This window comes from Ideonella aquatica (assembly GCF_018069755.1).
GTDB classification, from domain to species: Bacteria; Pseudomonadota; Gammaproteobacteria; order Burkholderiales; family Burkholderiaceae_C; genus Ideonella; species Ideonella aquatica.
Genome location: NZ_JAGQDE010000005.1, coordinates 16,436 through 32,739, shown reverse-complemented (window position 1 = coordinate 32,739; position 16,304 = coordinate 16,436). Strand labels below are relative to the sequence as shown.

At 67.2% G+C, this 16,304-nt stretch carries 9 protein-coding genes; 8 read left to right on the top strand and 1 reads right to left on the bottom strand.

Annotated elements, in window-relative coordinates; genetic code table 11:
- Nucleotides 1-59: 59 nt before the first annotated feature.
- From KAK06_RS07570 to KAK06_RS07560, 3 genes are all read left to right on the top strand, one after another.
- On the top strand, nucleotides 60-2,018 hold the full coding sequence (locus KAK06_RS07570; RefSeq protein WP_210801333.1) for a hypothetical protein: 1,959 nt from the start codon (nucleotides 60-62) through the stop codon (nucleotides 2,016-2,018).
- 117 nt (nucleotides 2,019-2,135) lie between these two features.
- Nucleotides 2,136-5,450 carry a hypothetical protein gene (locus tag KAK06_RS07565; RefSeq protein ID WP_210801332.1) on the top strand — a complete coding sequence of 1,105 codons (3,315 nt, stop codon included), beginning with the start codon at nucleotides 2,136-2,138 and terminating at the stop codon, nucleotides 5,448-5,450.
- 35 nt (nucleotides 5,451-5,485) lie between these two features.
- Nucleotides 5,486-8,053: a hypothetical protein gene (locus KAK06_RS07560; RefSeq protein ID WP_210801331.1), complete on the top strand. Its 2,568-nt coding sequence runs from the start codon at nucleotides 5,486-5,488 to the stop codon at nucleotides 8,051-8,053.
- Nucleotides 8,054-8,069: 16 nt separating this feature from the next.
- Here the strand turns inward: KAK06_RS07560 and KAK06_RS07555 are convergent, their stop codons facing one another.
- Nucleotides 8,070-8,717 (bottom strand): GntR family transcriptional regulator, encoded by a 648-nt coding sequence (locus KAK06_RS07555; RefSeq protein ID WP_210801330.1) that lies wholly within the window; start codon nucleotides 8,715-8,717, stop codon nucleotides 8,070-8,072.
- Nucleotides 8,718-8,861: 144 nt separating this feature from the next.
- Here KAK06_RS07555 and scpA point away from each other — a divergent pair, with 144 nt between their 5' ends.
- The 5 genes from scpA to KAK06_RS07530 all read left to right on the top strand — a co-directional run bounded on the left by scpA (nucleotide 8,862) and on the right by KAK06_RS07530 (nucleotide 16,299).
- A complete protein-coding gene (scpA, locus tag KAK06_RS07550) occupies nucleotides 8,862-11,015 on the top strand; it encodes a methylmalonyl-CoA mutase (RefSeq protein WP_210801329.1) in 2,154 nt (717 codons plus the stop codon).
- An 8-nt stretch (nucleotides 11,016-11,023) separates the two neighbouring features.
- Nucleotides 11,024-11,488 (top strand): GNAT family N-acetyltransferase, encoded by a 465-nt coding sequence (locus KAK06_RS07545; RefSeq protein ID WP_210801328.1) that lies wholly within the window; start codon nucleotides 11,024-11,026, stop codon nucleotides 11,486-11,488.
- A gap of 19 nt (nucleotides 11,489-11,507) precedes the next feature.
- Complete coding sequence (meaB, locus tag KAK06_RS07540) at nucleotides 11,508-12,533, top strand: methylmalonyl Co-A mutase-associated GTPase MeaB (RefSeq protein WP_210801512.1); 1,026 nt, start codon at nucleotides 11,508-11,510, stop codon at nucleotides 12,531-12,533.
- Nucleotides 12,534-12,559: 26 nt separating this feature from the next.
- Nucleotides 12,560-14,092, top strand: coding sequence for an acyl-CoA carboxylase subunit beta (locus KAK06_RS07535; RefSeq protein WP_210801327.1), 1,533 nt, complete (start codon nucleotides 12,560-12,562; stop codon nucleotides 14,090-14,092).
- A 131-nt stretch (nucleotides 14,093-14,223) separates the two neighbouring features.
- Entirely contained in the window at nucleotides 14,224-16,299 is a 2,076-nt protein-coding gene (locus KAK06_RS07530) for an acetyl-CoA carboxylase biotin carboxylase subunit (RefSeq protein ID WP_210801326.1), read from the top strand.
- The last annotated feature ends 5 nt before the right edge of the window (nucleotides 16,300-16,304 follow it).

Genomic DNA, 16,304 nt, shown 5'->3' with positions numbered 1-16,304 from the left:
CCAGTCGGCCCCGCCCTGGGACACCGGCGGCTCATGACAACCATCGAGGAGTGCTGGACATGGCGTTGGTGGATGTGCCCGCAGAGCTGGGCAAGGCCTACTGGGACAAGAAGAAGGGGGTGATCCCCGCCGGTGGGCCGCTGGAGAGCCAGCTGAAGGCCTTTGACAAGAAGAGCCAGGCCATCGATTGGCCGGCCTTCGAGCCCGGCTGGGAGAAGAAGGCGTCCTCGCCCAAGGAACTCGACGACCTGTGGGCGGCGCTGGAAAAGACCTACCGTGCGCAGGTGGTGGGCCTGAAGTCCGAAGCCCAGTCGGTGGCGGACGCCGCGCAGAAACTGTCCAAGGACAAGGGTCTGGCCAAGCCCACGCTGGACGCCATCAAGACAATCGCCGACGCTGCCAAGACGCTCGGCAAGGACATCGACCAGGGCTTGCAGACCCTTGAGAAGGCCTACGACAAGGCCGCCACCGCACTGAAGGCCGCGGCCAGTGGTGGGGACGATGAAGAGGAGAGCGGCAGCCAGTTGCTCGATCCCAAGCGGCTGCTGAGCCAGCTGACGCTGTGCAAGCGCAACGCCGAGCGCCGCGTCCAGTTTGGCTTCGTCAACGACAACAAGGCGCCGCCGGTGCTGTGTCTGGCGCCCAAGACCGCCGGTCGTCGTCTGTTTGCCCTGCTGCAGGCCGAAACCGGCATCAAGACGGGCGCCTTCGGAAGCGCCTGGATCGCCGAGGAGGTGCTGTACCTCAGCATGGACAAGCCCTACGGCGGACTGGTCAAGAAGGTCCGTGCACCGTTGAAGGCCGTGGGTTTCCGGGTGCGCAAGATCGTGCTGGCCAGTGAGGATGGCACGGTGGTTGAGCAGGACGAGGACACCGAGGCCGACAGCCAGACCGATGCGCCCGCCGCGGCGGCGCCGGCCGCCGCGCCCGAGGCTCCGGCCGAGGCGCCCGCCGATGCGCCCGCCGTCCCACCGTCGCCGGACGCGGCCTACCTGGCCAAGCTCGCGGCCATGCGGGCCGACATTGCGCGCGGCCTGGCCTCCGGGCATGCCTTGGCTGCCAAGATCCAGCCGCTGCTCGATTTTGCGGCCGGCAAGGTGGCCAGCGGCCAGGCATTGGCCGGGGTGCAGGCCCTGCTGACCCTCGAAAAACTGCTGGCCAGCATCCCGGCCGAGGCCCCGGCCGCCGAGAGCCCGGCTCCGGTCGATCGTGCCAAGGCCTTCAACGCCCGGCTGGCGGCACTGCAGCCCAACATCAAGGCCGGCATGGCCGGTCCGCAGGCCGAGCAGCTCAAGCCGCTGATCGCAGCGATTGGCGCCGCCAAGGGCAACATGGACCTGGCCGAGGCAGCGCTCGACAAGATCGAGGCCGTGTTGGAGCAGTCGGCCTCATCCGGCTCGGGCGACCCTGCCGAGGCCCAGTTTCAGACCCTGCTGGCCAGCCTGGAGGAGCGCTACCTGAAGGTGCTGGCCGGCAACCCGAAGGAGGCCACCAAGCTGCGGGCGGTGATGGGCCTGGCGCAGGACCGGGCCGAGAAAAGCCAGTTCGCCGCGGGCCTCAATGCCCTCAAGCAGCTCGCCACGCTGCTGGACGAGGCGGCCGCCCAGGGCAGCGACAGCGGTCTGCCCGAGGCCGGCATCCGCGCCTACCGGCAGTCGCTGCTCGAATTCAGGACCGCCTACGACGCCGCCACCCGCCAGATCGAGGCGCTGAAAAAGGCGATCCCCGAGCAACTGTCCGAAGAAGCCGACCTGGCCGAGCAACTCGCCGAAGGGCTGCGCGACCTGACCGGCCAGCTGCAGGACCTGGTCGACCAGGCCATGGTGGCGGCCGAGGATGAGCGCGCACCGACCAAGGCGGCGCTGATCGCCGGCCTGAGCACCTGGAAAGGCGACATCGCCAGCAACCCGCTGATTGCGCACGTGGACGGCAACCCGTTTGGCGTCGAGGTGCGCATCGCCGAGCTGCTGGGCACGGCCCTTGGCCGCATCCTGGACAACGTGCCGGGCAGCGCCTGAGCGGCATGCCCTGTTGAACGACCACCGCTGCAGGCCACCCCGCAGCGATCCTTCGGCCCGGCGCCACAGCCGGGCTGAGGGCCGAATTTCACCCTCACCCGACCTGAGAGGCTCCTGATGGCCACCTTGGAAGAACTGATGCAATGGTGCGAGCAGGCGCGCAAGCTGCTGTCGCTGACCGACAAGGAGCGCAGCGCGCTGGCCGACAACTCGCCCGTGGTCAAGAAGCTGCTGGAGCTGATGAAGAAGACGCCGGCCGACTATCCGGGGCTGAGCGACTGGACCCACCGCTTTGAAGTCCATGCCGATGCGGCGCGCAAGGCGCGTGAGGACGTCAAGGCCAAGCGCCTCAAGGAGGCGCAGGGTCGGGATCTGGTGCGCGAGGCCTCGCGGCAATTGCTGGCGCTGCGCCATGAGCTGGAGATGGCGATCGCCGAGAAGGACCCGCGCGCAGCGCCCGAGGTTCGCCAGCGTGTGCTGGACACCGCGCGCCACAAGCCGGTGTATATGGACAAACGCCAGCGCATCACCGAGGCCATCGCCGAGCTGCAAGCCCTGCCCGGCACGGTCACGCAGGTCACCGCGCTGCAGAAGCTGCTGGACGACGCGACACTGGTTGAGCCCGACTACCACGCCGCCTATGAGGCGCTGGAGGGCCTGTCCGGCACGCTGGCAGCGGGCCGCAAGGCCGCGGCGGAGTTCGCGAAGGGCCTGGGCGACCCCAAGTTCAAGACCGCGATGGACGACACCCAGCGCCTCATCGACACCTTCGAGACCAAGCTGGGACTGGGCGCACCGGGCCAGTTGCAGGACTTCCGCCAGCAACGTGCCCTGGTGCTGATGGACATCAGCAAGGCGCCGCAGGGGCAGCGCAGCACCGCCGTCACGACCGGCACCGGCAAACTCAACACCCTGGCCGGCACCATCCAGAACGCGCTGGACGAGGCGGAGCGGCGGCGTCTGGACATGGTTGGGCTGCGCTCGCCGATCATGCGAAAGCTGGGCGAGCTCAAGACCTGCGCGCCGGCCGATGTGGTGCAACCCTGGCTGCAACGGATTGGTGTGGCCGACAACCTGGCCAGCATGCAGCAGTACGCCAAGGCGGCAGAGGCCTTCAAGGCGCTGAAGGATGAGTTCACGCGAGTCCACGAGCTGCACCTCCAGGCGCAAGGGCGCTGGACGGTGGTGGACCAGGCGCTGACGCCGCTGATCGAGGGCGTGCGTCCCTTGCTGGAGGGCAGCCTGGGCCTGAAGTACCCCGCACTCGTCGGCGTGGCCGGCCCGTTGAACACGGCCGTCGTGACCGAGATGCGGGCGGGTCTGGTGCCGCAGCATCGCTATGTCGAGGCGGTGGCCATGGAAGAGCGCCTGGTGGTGCGTACACGCCTGCAGCAGGTGATCGACGCCCTGAAGGCCTTGGACGAGGGCAAGACGCCGGACCTGGATTTCAAGGACGCCGGCACCAACCAGCGCGTGGCGCTGGGTGAGCTGGACCGCCAGGTCAACGAGGCCGTGGCACGCGCCAACGCGGTGATCGGGCGGCTTGAGAAGGCCGCTGGCGAGGTCACCGCCTTCCGGGAGCAGGTCAGCACCCAGAAGTCGGGCTGGAGCCAGGCGCGCCAACCGTTCTACCAGGGCGAGGGCGGCGCCGATGCCACCAACGAGACGCGCGACAAGGCCCTCAAGCAGCTGAAGCTCGATGTGACGCGGGTGGTGGAGGCGCTTGACAAGATCACCCAGGCGGTCGAGGACCTGCTGGGCGACAGCGGCCAGCTCACGGCCAACCAGGAACAGAAGAAGGCGGCCGATGCCCTGGCGGCCTACCGGTTGAAGGCCGCCGAGGCAGCACGCGGCCTGAAGTACCTGCACGGGTTTGGACTGCCCGCGGGTCATGTGCTGATGACCACGGCGCCCACGCTTGATTCGCTGGAGGCGCAGTACAAGCACCTGGACGACGAAGCTGCCGCAGGTCGGGCCGACGAGGCCCTGCTGGGTACCCTGATCCAGCAGATCGCGGCCAAGCGCCTGTCGATCGAGAACAGCATGAACCAGGCCCGTGCGTCGGCCTTGCAGGACGCCAAGACCCTGGGCGACGACCTGGGCAAGCTGAGCAAGGCCGACAAGGGCGACAAGGCCCGTGAGGCCTTCCATGAGAAGCAGACCGAGCGGCTGAACGACCTGCTGGCGATGGTCCAGTCCAGCGTGCCTGCGGTGTCCGAGGAGGGCGTGCGGCTGCTGGCGCTGTTCAAGACCGAGGTCGCCAACTTCGCGCTGGAGGCCGGCAAGAAGACCGGCGGTGTCAACTACGCCGCGGTGGACACCGCGATGAAGGCGCTGAAGACCGAGGTGACCCGCAAGGACTTCAAGACCTGGCTGCCGACCCAGCAGGGCCCGCTGGAGGGCGAGTTCAACCAGCTGCTGCCCACCAAGCTGACAGGCCAGTCGCCGGCTGAGGCGCTGGCGCTGATCAACGAGCTGCGCACGCGGGTCGATGAGGCGATCGTCAAGGCCGAGAAGCTGATGGCCAAGCAGGCCAACCTGACCAAGCTGCTCAACGAGGCCAAGCAGGCCCTCGAGTCCAACCCGGTCAAGACCCGCCAGCCCAAGGTCTACGCCGACCTGAAGGCCCGCCTGAAGGCCCTGGAGAATGCGCCCGAGTACGACATCGACATGACGATCGCGTCGGTCAATGCGACCCGCCAACTGATCGACGCCGCCGCCGAGCCCCAGCGCGCACAGAAAATGGCCGACCGGCTGGACGCCGACGCCTTCCAGGCCGAGAAGGACCGCCTGGCCTACGAGGCCGAGGCCGACGTATTCGAGAAGAACGACCTGCGCAAGATCACGGCGCTCAAGCAGAACTTCTCGTCGGATCTCAACCGCTTCAACACCAGCCTCTTCGATCAGATCGGCGCCCACCACGACGCGGCCAAGAAGGACGCCAAGGCCGGCAACTACGCCGGTGCGCGCGAGCGTCTGCGACTGGCCCGGGCCACCGCCGCCGAGCTGGTCAAGCAGCCGCTGGCGCCGCAGGTGGCGTCGGGCGAGTCGCTGGTGGCCTGCGCGATGAACTGGGAAAACGCGGTGGGGCAGCACCTCGCTGCGCTGGAACGTGTCGAGAAGGCGATGACCGCGGCCTGGAATGGCGACGGCAGTGTCACGGACGACGCCAAGAAGGAGACGCTGGATCTGGTGCGCGGCGCGATGGCCTTGCTCAACGCGGCGCAGTTCCGGGCGATCGTGCTGAACCTGTCCAAGGGCGCCAAGCCCGAGCTCAAGGAACAGGCCTTGGCCAGCCTGCGCCAGTCGGAGCGCATCGTCAACGAGAACCTCGTCCTGGACGCCCTGCGCTCCAACCCCTTCTCCCCGTACAACACGGCGGCCCTCTCCGCGGCCCTGCGTGACATGAAGGGCGCACTGCTGGCCGCCTGAGGCTGCACCGCGCCGACGCTGAACAAGGAAGCACCATGCTGACAGACCCGCAGAAGACCTGGCTCAATGAGTTGACCGGCTCGTCCGCCGAGCAGAAGAAAGTCGATGCGCGACACCAGCGCAAGCAGGCGGTGATCGCCAAGATCATCAGTGACCGCCAGAAGGCCAATGCCACGCTGAAGGAGGGCGCATCGGTCCAGGTCAGCAAGGGCAGCGAGAAGTCCTTGATGAAGACGGTGGACGAGGTCAACCACGACCAGACCACGGTCTTCGACCTGGACGAAGAGCGTGACGGCTACCGGCTGGCCAAGGCCTCCGGCCAGATCGAGGAATGGGATCCGGCCACGGGCTCGCAGGAGGAGTTCCAGAAGCACCTGGCGGCGGCCCGACAGGTCGACGAGATGGTGCGCCAGCTGGAATCCGAGATGGTTGACGGCGACCCGCTGTTCACCCCCGAGGAGATCGCCGCCGAGGTCTACCAGCCGCTGATGCGCCAGGGTCTACTGTCGGAGACCAGCGTCCCTGACAAGTACAGCCAGACCAAGAAGATGCTCGATGGCAGCTTCGACGCCTACGCCAAGCGTCTGGAGCTGGACAAGAAGAGCACCGCCAAGCGGCTGTTCGATGAGAACTTTGCGCTGGGCAAGAGCCTGGTCAACTTCATCGCCACCGAGAGCTCGGTGGGCATCCAGAGTGAATCGCTGAAGAGCGCCAAGGCTGACGACCTGGTCAGCAAGGCCAGCCCGGGCGAGAACATCCAGTCCTGGCGCGAGAACCTGGGACTGCAGGCCAAGGATGATGGCAGCTGGGCCGGTGACCTGGACAAGGCCGGCGCCGGCATGAACATCGTCGGCCAGAGTCTGACTTTTATTTTTGACGACGCGATTGATGGCGGCAAGGACCTGTCGGACCAGCTTGGCGGCACCGAGCTGAGCGACGACGAGAAGAAGGCGCTGCAGGTGGCGCGGCTGGCGCCGCTGGTGGTGGCCGGGGTCTCGTCGGAGCTGGGCAAGGTCTTCAATGCCAACAACCGCGGACTGGGTGTGGCGGCCAGCGCCAGCTTCGGCACGAAATGCAATGCCAAGCTGGTGGCGGCCCAGCTCCGGATCCGGCCGTTCACCGCGGTCCAGGTCAGCGCGATCTCAAACCTGCTGGCCAACGCGCTGAGCGACACGATCAAGGCGCTGGACCCGGCCGTCAGCGGCACCACCCCCGGCGTCACCAAGCTGGCCTCTGACGTTCAGTCCGCCATGGCGGGCCAGCCGGCTGACCCGGCGGCCGTGGTCACCGCCTGTGAGGCGGCCGATGCCGGTGCCCTGCAGCAGCTGTTCGCACAGGGCGCCGCCACGGCGCTGACCGGCGTGTCCCTGGCCGACTTCGACACGCCAGCCGCCCAGGACCGGGCGAAGCGCAAGGCCAGCGACCTGATGACCGAGGACTTCAGTTCCGTGCGGGATGATCCGCCCGAGGACGATCCCAAGGGGGACGAGTCGCTGGACATCTTTGTCGGCGCGCTGGACCGGCGCATCGCCCAGCTCGACCGTGACCAGGCGATCCTGAAGTGGGCCGTCAATGTGGTCAACATGGGCCTGGACACCGCCACCAACTTCATTGCGCCGCTGGCCATCGCCGGCTGTGCGGTGAAGATGATGAAGAACGTTTACGAGGCCGGCTGCCGCACCCGCGACACCTACGTCTTCTGCCAGAAGCGCCAGGGCATGTTCAATGCCGCGAGTTCGTACTCGTCGGCTGTCTCGCAGTTCATCTACAACGGCGGCATGCAGGCCACGCATTACCAGCTCAATGCGGCCTTCGAATGCGCCAAGATGATCGGCGCCATCCTGCAGTGCGCCGGTCCCTTCACCGCGCCGGCCGGGGCGATTGTCACGGCGGCGGCCAGCGGCACGCAGGCGCTCGAGCAATTCCTGTACGAATGCAAGAAGCGCTACGACCTGACCGCCGCCTGGGAAGCCTACAAGCTGGCCTTGTCGCGGCCGGCCAACCGCAAGCTCGGCCTGATCGCGCTGAAGAAGAACCCGACGCTGGCCAAGTACTCGGTGGCCTGGGGGGCCTTGATCGAGAAAGATGTGTTGGTGGCCGACTTCATGAGCGCCTGTGGCCTGACCGCCGAGACGCTGAAGGACCCCGATGCCGAGCTGGACAAGGTCGTCAGCTATCTGGAAAAGCGCATGCCGGACGACAACGTCGTCACCGGCCGCACGGTGAAGTCGGTGGCAGGCTGGGCGCCGTCCACGGTAGAGCTGAGCGCGGCGAGCTGGCTGGCCGTGAAGCAGCGGGCCGAGACCAAGGGCGGTCTGGCTGTGGTGTCGACACGTGAGCTGGAGCTGCTGCTGCACCGCACCGCCACCGACTGGGAGCCGCTGAAGGCCAAGGCCGAAGCGAAGCCGAGCTCGACGCTCAGCGCCGACGAGCGGAACGCCTACATGGCCCTGCTGAAGGAGCTGATCGGTGAGCTGCGCTCGACGCCCTACGAACTCGCTGACGGCTCCGGCCCGAGCACCGAGATGCTCAACACGCTCGACGGCTTCATCGATCAGGCCGATGAGCGGCTGACGCTCGTCAAGGCCTGGGCCACTGTCTGAGGCGCTGACCGCGCATTCAGACGGTGGCGGCGGCCAGGCCGTTGTCGAAGTGGGCGCGCATCAGGCGCGCCGCCTCGCGCGGGTCGCGCGCTTCCAGCGCGGCCATCACCGCACGGTGCTCGGCCAGCGACTCCGCCAGGCGGCCGCTCTTGAACAGCGAGTGGTGCCGGTTGAGCTTCATGACCTTGCGCAGGTCGCCCACGATCTGCTGGCGCCAGCGGTTGCCGGCGATCGTCATCAGCCGGCTGTGGAACTGCTCGTTGGTGTCGAAGAAAGCGTCGCGCTGGCTGACCTGCGCTTCCAGCGCCTCGTGCAGCGCGCGCAGCTCGCGCACCTGGGCCTCGGTGGCGCGCTCGGCCACTTCGGCGGCGGCGTCGCTCTCCAGCAGGCCCAGCAGGCGGTAGACCTGGCGCACATCGTCGGTGGACATTTCGGTGACGTAGGCGCCGCGGCGCACCTTCATGGTCACCAGTCCTTCCACGGCCAGCACCTTCAGCGCCTCGCGCAGCGGCGTGCGGCTGATGCCGTAGTCGGCGGCCAGCTTCTGCTCGTCAATCCAGCTGCCGGGCTCCAGCGCGCGGGCAAAGATCTGCTCACGCAGGCGCTCGGCGACCTGCTGGTACAGGGCGCGCGGGGCGAGCAGGGTGTCGGCGTCGGTGGGCACGGGACGAGGGGCTGAGCAGGCGGGCCGTCAGGCCACGTTCAAGTTTGTATTCATAATTATGCATCATGTATGATGTGAGGCAAGCGCAGCCCAGGTGGGGGTCATCCCTCGGGCGGTGCCGTGTCTGAGCCCTGGAGCCCTGTGATGTCGAACGCACACGAATTCAACCCCGCCAGCCTCGAGCAATGGGCCAAGGCGGCCGCCAAGTCGGCCGGTGGTGACCTGGACAAGCTGAACTGGCACACGCCCGAAGGCCTGGTCGTCAAGCCGCTCTACACCGCCGAGGACACGCAGGCGCTGCCCTTCACCAACACCTTGCCGGGCTTCGAGCCCTTCCTGCGCGGCCCGCAGGCCACGATGTACGCGGTGCGGCCCTGGACCATCCGCCAGTACGCTGGCTTCTCCACCGCCGAGGAGTCCAATGCCTTCTACCGCAAGGCGCTGGCCGCGGGCGGGCAGGGCGTGTCGGTGGCCTTCGATCTGGCCACCCACCGCGGCTATGACAGCGACCATCCGCGCGTCACTGGCGATGTCGGCAAGGCCGGTGTGGCGATTGACAGCGTCGAGGACATGAAGATCCTGTTCGACGGCATTCCGCTGGACAAGGTCAGCGTGTCGATGACGATGAACGGCGCGGTGCTGCCGGTGCTGGCGGGCTACGTGGTGGCGGCCGAGGAGCAGGGCGTCAGCCAGGACAAGCTGTCCGGGACCATCCAGAACGACATCCTCAAGGAGTTCATGGTCCGCAACACCTACATCTACCCGCCCGAGCCGAGCATGCGGATCATCGGCGACATCATCGAGTACACGGCGCAGAAGATGCCCAAGTTCAACTCGATCAGCATCTCCGGCTACCACATGCAGGAAGCCGGCGCCAACCAGGCGCTGGAGATGGCCTTCACGCTGGCTGACGGCAAGGAGTACGTGAAGACCGCGCTGGCCAAGGGCCTGGACGTGGACGACTTCGCCGGCCGCCTGAGCTTCTTCTGGGCGGTGGGCATGAACTTCTACCTGGAGATCGCCAAGATGCGTGCCGCCCGCCTGCTGTGGGCGCGCATCATGAAGGGCTTCAACGCGAAGAACCCCAAGAGCCTGATGCTGCGCACGCACAGCCAGACCAGCGGCTGGAGCCTGACCGAGCAGGACCCGTACAACAACGTGGTGCGCACCACGATCGAGGCGATGGCCGCGGTCTTCGGCGGCACGCAAAGCCTGCACACCAACAGCTTCGACGAGGCGATCGCGCTGCCCACCGAGTTCTCGGCCCGCATCGCCCGCAACACGCAGCTGATCATCCAGGAAGAGACCCACATCACCAACGTGGTCGACCCTTGGGCCGGCAGCTACCTGATGGAGACGCTGACCCAGCAGATGGCCGACAAGGCCTGGTCCATCATCGAGGAGGTCGAGGCCATGGGCGGCATGACCAAGGCGGTGGACTCGGGCTGGGCCAAGCTGAAGATCGAGGCCAGCGCGGCCGAGAAGCAGGCCCGCATTGATTCGGGCAAGGACGTCATCGTCGGCGTCAACAAGTACAAGCTGGCCAAGGAAGACCCGATCGACATCCTCGAGGTCGACAACGTCAAGGTGCGTGAGTCCCAGATCGCCCGTCTGCAGGCCCTCAAGGGTGCCCGTGATGGCGCCAAGGTCCAGGCGGCGCTGGACGCGCTGACCGCTGCCGCACAATCGGGCCAGGGCAACCTGCTCGACCTGTCCATCCAGGCGATCCGCCTGCGCGCCACCGTGGGCGAGGTCAGTGATGCGCTGGAAAAGGTGTACGGTCGCCACCGTGCGGACATCCAGAAGGTGACCGGTGTGTATGCAGCTGCCTATGACTCGGCCGAGGGCTGGGACAAGCTCAAGGGTGAGATCGACGCCTTCGCCGAGCAGGCCGGCCGCCGCCCGCGGGTGATGATCGCCAAGCTGGGCCAGGACGGCCACGACCGCGGCGCCAAGGTGGTGGCCACGGCCTTCGCCGACCTGGGCTTCGACGTCGACATGGGTCCGCTGTTCCAGACGCCCGAGGAATGTGCCCGCCAGGCGATCGAGAACGACGTGCACGCGGTGGGCGTGTCCACGCTGGCCGCCGGCCACAAGACCCTGGTGCCGGCCATCATCGCCGAGCTGAAGAAGCAGGGCGCCGAGGACATCATCGTCTTCGTCGGCGGCGTGATCCCGGCGCAGGACTACGGCTTCCTGTTTGATGCGGGCGTCAAGGGCGTCTACGGCCCCGGCACCCCCATCCCGGCCAGCGCCAAGGACGTGCTGGAGCAGATCCGCGCCGCACAAGGGCTCTGAGCCGCGTCATGCCGCACCCGCACCGCGCCCCGGACGGCCTGGTCCTTTCGCCCGCTGGCGAGGGCGACTTCGAGGCCCTGCTGGCACTGCGCATGGCCGCGATGCGCGAGAGCCTGGAGCGCGTGGGCCGCTTCGATCCGCAGCGCGCCCGCGAGCGCCTGTCGCGCGGCTACCTGCCGGCCTACACCCGCCACATCCGACTGCGTGATGAACTGGTGGGCTTCGTCGTGGTGGTCCCGCGCGAGAAGGACTTCCTGCTTGACCACCTCTACATCCACCCCGCGGCCCAGGGCCAGGGCATCGGCGCCTGGGTGTTGGCCCAGGTGCTGGACGAGGCCGACGCGCAGCGCAAGGCGGTCAGCGTCACCGCGCTGAAGCACTCGGATGCCAACCGCTTTTACCTGCGCCATGGCTTCGTGCTGCAGGCCGAGGGCGAGTGGGACCTGTACTACCTGAGACCGGCACGGGCCTGAGGTGCTGGCGATGAACGCGATGACCGAGACGCCGCTGGTGGCCGCCGACGCCCTGCTGCTGGAGCAGGTCACCGCGGGCACGGCCGCGCCACGCCGACGTGCCATCGCCAAGACGATCACGCTGCTGGAAAGCACCCGCGCCGACCACCGCCTGCGCGCCGATGCCCTGCTCAATGCACTGCTGCCGCACAGCGGCCGCTCGCTGCGGCTGGGCATTTCGGGCGTACCCGGCGTGGGCAAGAGCACCTTCATCGAAGCGCTGGGCCTGCACCTGATCGCCCAGGGCCACCGCGTGGCGGTGCTGGCGATCGATCCGTCCAGCAGCGTCTCGGGCGGCTCCATCCTGGGCGACAAGACCCGCATGGAGCAGCTCAGCGTACAGGAGGCGGCCTACATCCGCCCCAGCCCCAGCAGCGGCAACCTGGGCGGCGTGGCCGAGCGCACCCGTGAGGCGATGCTGGTCTGCGAGGCCGCCGGCTACGACGTGGTCATCGTCGAGACCGTGGGCGTGGGCCAGAGCGAGACCGCCGTGCATGGCATGACCGACATGTTCTGCCTGCTGCAACTGCCCAATGCCGGCGATGAACTGCAGGCGATCAAGAAGGGCGTGATGGAGCTGGCCGACCTGGTGGTGATCAACAAGGCTGACCTGGATGAACACGCCGCCATCCGCGCCCGCGCACAGATCACCAGCTCGCTGCGCATCTATGGCCAGCACGGCCATGCCGACCACCTGGACGAGACGCGCTGGCAGCCCACGGTGCTGCAGATGAGCGCCCTGAAGTCCACGGGCATCACCGAGTTCTGGCAGACCGTGCAGCGCTACCGCGACCTGCAAACGGCCAGCGGCCGGCTGGCGGCGCGCCGCCATGCCCAGGACGAGGCCTGGATGTGGGAGCGCATTGAAAGCGGCCTGCGCGAGCGCTTCCGCCAGCACCCTGCGGTCCGCCAGGCGCTGACCGACACCACCGATGCCGTCCGCCAGGGACGCGCGGCCGCCAGCGTGGCGGCGCGTCGCCTGCTGGACCTGTTCAAGTTGACCTGAGAGTTTTGACCGAGGAGCACATCCCCATGCATGACATCCAGCAGATGCTCGAAGAAAAGCGCGCCAAGGCCCGGCTGGGCGGCGGGCAAAAACGCATCGACGCCCAGCACAAGAAGGGCAAGCTCACCGCGCGCGAGCGGCTGGAGCTGCTGTTCGATGAGGGCACATTTGAAGAGTGGGACATGTTCGTCGAGCACCGCTGCGTCGACTTCGGCATGGAAGGCACGAAGATCCCGGGTGACGGCGTGGTCACCGGCTACGGCATGATCAACGGCCGCCTGGCTTTTGCCTTCAGCCAGGACTTCACGGTGTTCGGTGGTGCGCTGTCGGAGTCGCATGCCGAGAAGATCTGCAAGGTCATGGACCAGGCGATGAAGGTGGGCGCGCCGGTGATCGGCCTGAACGACTCGGGCGGCGCGCGCATCCAGGAGGGTGTCGCCTCGCTCGGCGGCTATGCCGAGGTGTTCCAGCGCAATGTGATGGCCTCGGGCGTGATCCCGCAGATCAGCATGATCATGGGCCCCTGCGCTGGCGGTGCGGTGTACTCGCCGTCGATGACCGACTTCATCTTCATGGTGAAGGACAGCTCCTACATGTTCGTCACCGGCCCCGAGGTGGTGAAGACCGTGACGCATGAGGAAGTCACCGCCGAGGAGCTGGGCGGCGCCAGCACCCACACCACCAAGAGCGGTGTGGCTGACCTGGCCTTCGACAACGACGTGGAAGCGCTGCTGATGCTGCGCCGCTTCTTCAACTACCTGCCGCTGAACAACCGCGAGAAGCCGCCGGTGCGCCCCAGCGGTGATGCGGCCAACCGCCTGGACTACTCGCTCGACACCCTGGTGCCGGACAATCCCAACAAGCCCTATGACATCAAGGAGCTGATCGTCAAGACGGTGGACGACGGCGACTTCTTCGAGCTGCAGCCCGACTACGCCGCCAACATCGTCATCGGCATGGCCCGCATGGAAGGCCAGACCGTGGGCATCGTCGCCAACAACCCGCTGGTGCTGGCCGGCTGCCTGGACATCAAGAGCAGCATCAAGGCTGCGCGTTTCGTGCGCTTCTGCGACGCCTTCAACATCCCGGTGGTCACCTTCGTCGACGTGCCCGGCTTCATGCCCGGCACCAGCCAGGAGTACGGCGGCATCATCAAGCACGGCGCCAAGCTGCTCTACGCCTACGCCGAGTGCACCGTGCCCAAGATCACCGTGATCACCCGCAAGGCCTATGGCGGCGCGTACGACGTGATGGCCTCCAAGCACCTGCGCGGCGATGTGAACTTCGCCTGGCCCAACGCCGAGATCGCGGTGATGGGCGCCAAGGGCGCGGTGGAGATCATCTTCCGCGAGGACAAGGGCGACCCCGAGAAGCTCGCGGCCAAGGAAGCCGAATACAAGGCCCGCTTCGCCAACCCCTTCGTGGCCGGCGCGCGCGGCTTCATCGACGACGTGATCCAGCCGCACGAGACGCGCAAGCGCATCTGCCGCAGCCTGGTGATGCTGCGCGAAAAGAAGTTGGAGAACCCGTGGCGCAAGCACGGCAACATCCCTCTTTGACCCCCACGCTCCCTGCCGGTCGCTGCCCCCCGAGGGGGCTCATGCAGCGGACCGGCAGAGCCGGATCCGCGCATGCGGCTTGACTTAACACCAGCGGCGCCCAGGGCGTCGCGTTGATCGAGGATCAACACATGTTCAAGAAGATTTTGATTGCGAACCGCGGCGAGATTGCTTGCCGGGTGATCAAGACCGCCCAGAAGATGGGCATCCAGACCGTCGCGGTCTATTCCGAGGCCGACAAGGACGCGCGCCATGTGGAGCTGGCCGACGAGGCCGTGCTGCTGGGCTCGGCGCCCTCGCGCGAGTCCTACCTGGTGGCCGACAAGATCATCGCCGCGGCCAAGGCCACCGGTGCCGAGGCCATCCATCCCGGCTACGGCTTCCTGTCCGAGAACGAGGCCTTTGCCAAGCGCTGCGAGGATGAAGGCATCGCCTTCATCGGCCCGCGCCACTTCAGCATCGCGGCCATGGGCGACAAGATCGCCTCGAAGAAGCTGGCGAATGAGGCCAAGGTCAACACCATCCCCGGCTACAACGACGCCATCGACACGCCCGAGCAGGCGGTGGAGATCGCCAAGGGCATCGGCTACCCGGTGATGATCAAGGCCTCGGCCGGCGGCGGCGGCAAGGGCCTGCGCGTGGCTTTCAACGACAAGGAGGCCTTCGAGGGCTTCTCGTCGTGCCGCAACGAGGCCCGCAACAGCTTTGGCGACGACCGCGTCTTCATCGAGAAGTACGTGCTGGAGCCGCGCCACATCGAGATCCAGGTGCTGGGCGACAGCCACGGCAACGTGGTCTACCTCAACGAGCGCGAGTGCTCGATCCAGCGCCGCCACCAGAAGGTGATCGAGGAGGCGCCCAGCCCCTTCATCTCGGACGCCACCCGCCAGGCCATGGGCGAGCAGGCCGTGGCGCTGGCCAAGGCGGTGAAGTACCAGAGCGCCGGCACGGTGGAGTTCGTGGTCGGCAAGGACCAGGACTTCTACTTCCTGGAGATGAACACCCGCTTGCAGGTGGAGCACCCGGTCACCGAGTGCATCACCGGCCTGGACCTGGTGGAGCAGATGATCCGCGTGGCGGCTGGCGAGAAACTGTCCTTCTCGCAGGCCGACATCAAGCGCGAGGGCTGGGCCATCGAGTGCCGCATCAACGCGGAAGACCCGTTCCGCAATTTCCTGCCGTCCACCGGGCGCCTGGTGAAGTACGCGCCGCCGGCCGCCGACCTGGAGCAGGGCACCGAGACGCTGCAGGGCGCCGCCTATGCCGACGGCCGCTTCGGTGGCGTGCGCGTGGACACTGGCGTCTATGAAGGCGGCGAGATCCCGATGTTCTATGACTCGATGATCGCCAAGCTCATCGTGCACGGCCGGGACCGCAACGACGCCATCGCCAAGATGCGCGCGGCGCTCAACGCCTTCGTGATCCGCGGCATCAGCAGCAACATCCCCTTCCAGGCGGCGCTGCTGGCGCACCCGAAGTTCGTCAGCGGCCAGTTCAACACTGGCTTCATCGCCGAGCACTACGCCAAGGGCTTCCGCGCCGAGGACGTGCCGCACGACGATCCGCTGTTCCTGGTGGCCATCGCCGCCTTCGTGCGCCGCAAGGCGCGTGAACGCGCGGCCGGCATCAGCGGCCAACTGCCGGGCCACGAGGTGGCGCACAAGAACGAGCTGGTGGTGGTGCAACTGGGCGCCGAGGGTCAGCACGTCTACCACGACGTCACGCTGGGCGAGTTCGATCCGGCCAGCGGCCGTGCCGATGTCACGGTGGCCGGCAAGACCTACGCCATCCAGAGCCACACCCAGCTGGGTGAGGTGCTGATGGTGGGCACGGTCAATGGCCTGGCCTTCAGCGCCCAGGTCGAGCGCGGCTCGGCCAAGCAGCCGCTGTCGATGCGCATCGCCCACAACGGCACAGCCATCGACGCGCTGGTGCTGCTGCCGCGCGCCGCCGAACTGCACAAACTGATGCCCTACAAGGCGCCGCCGGACCTGTCGAAGTTCCTGCTGTCACCGATGCCAGGCCTGCTGGTCGACGTGGCCGTCAGCGTGGGCCAGAAGGTGCTGGCCGGCGAGAAGCTGGCGGTCATCGAGGCGATGAAGATGGAGAACATCCTGGTGGCCACACAGGACGGCGTGGTCAAGGAGATCCGCGCCAACAAGGGCGAGAGCCTCAGCGTGGACCAGGCCATCCTGTCCTTTGAATGAGGTGG

Coding starts and splice junctions, on each gene's coding strand:
- KAK06_RS07570 (WP_210801333.1), top strand. CDS start 60: ATGGCGTTGGTGGATGTGCCCGCAGAGCTGGGCAAGGCCTACTGGGAC.
- KAK06_RS07565 (WP_210801332.1), top strand. CDS start 2,136: ATGGCCACCTTGGAAGAACTGATGCAATGGTGCGAGCAGGCGCGCAAG.
- KAK06_RS07560 (WP_210801331.1), top strand. CDS start 5,486: ATGCTGACAGACCCGCAGAAGACCTGGCTCAATGAGTTGACCGGCTCG.
- scpA (WP_210801329.1), top strand. CDS start 8,862: ATGTCGAACGCACACGAATTCAACCCCGCCAGCCTCGAGCAATGGGCC.
- KAK06_RS07545 (WP_210801328.1), top strand. CDS start 11,024: ATGCCGCACCCGCACCGCGCCCCGGACGGCCTGGTCCTTTCGCCCGCT.
- meaB (WP_210801512.1), top strand. CDS start 11,508: ATGACCGAGACGCCGCTGGTGGCCGCCGACGCCCTGCTGCTGGAGCAG.
- KAK06_RS07535 (WP_210801327.1), top strand. CDS start 12,560: ATGCATGACATCCAGCAGATGCTCGAAGAAAAGCGCGCCAAGGCCCGG.
- KAK06_RS07530 (WP_210801326.1), top strand. CDS start 14,224: ATGTTCAAGAAGATTTTGATTGCGAACCGCGGCGAGATTGCTTGCCGG.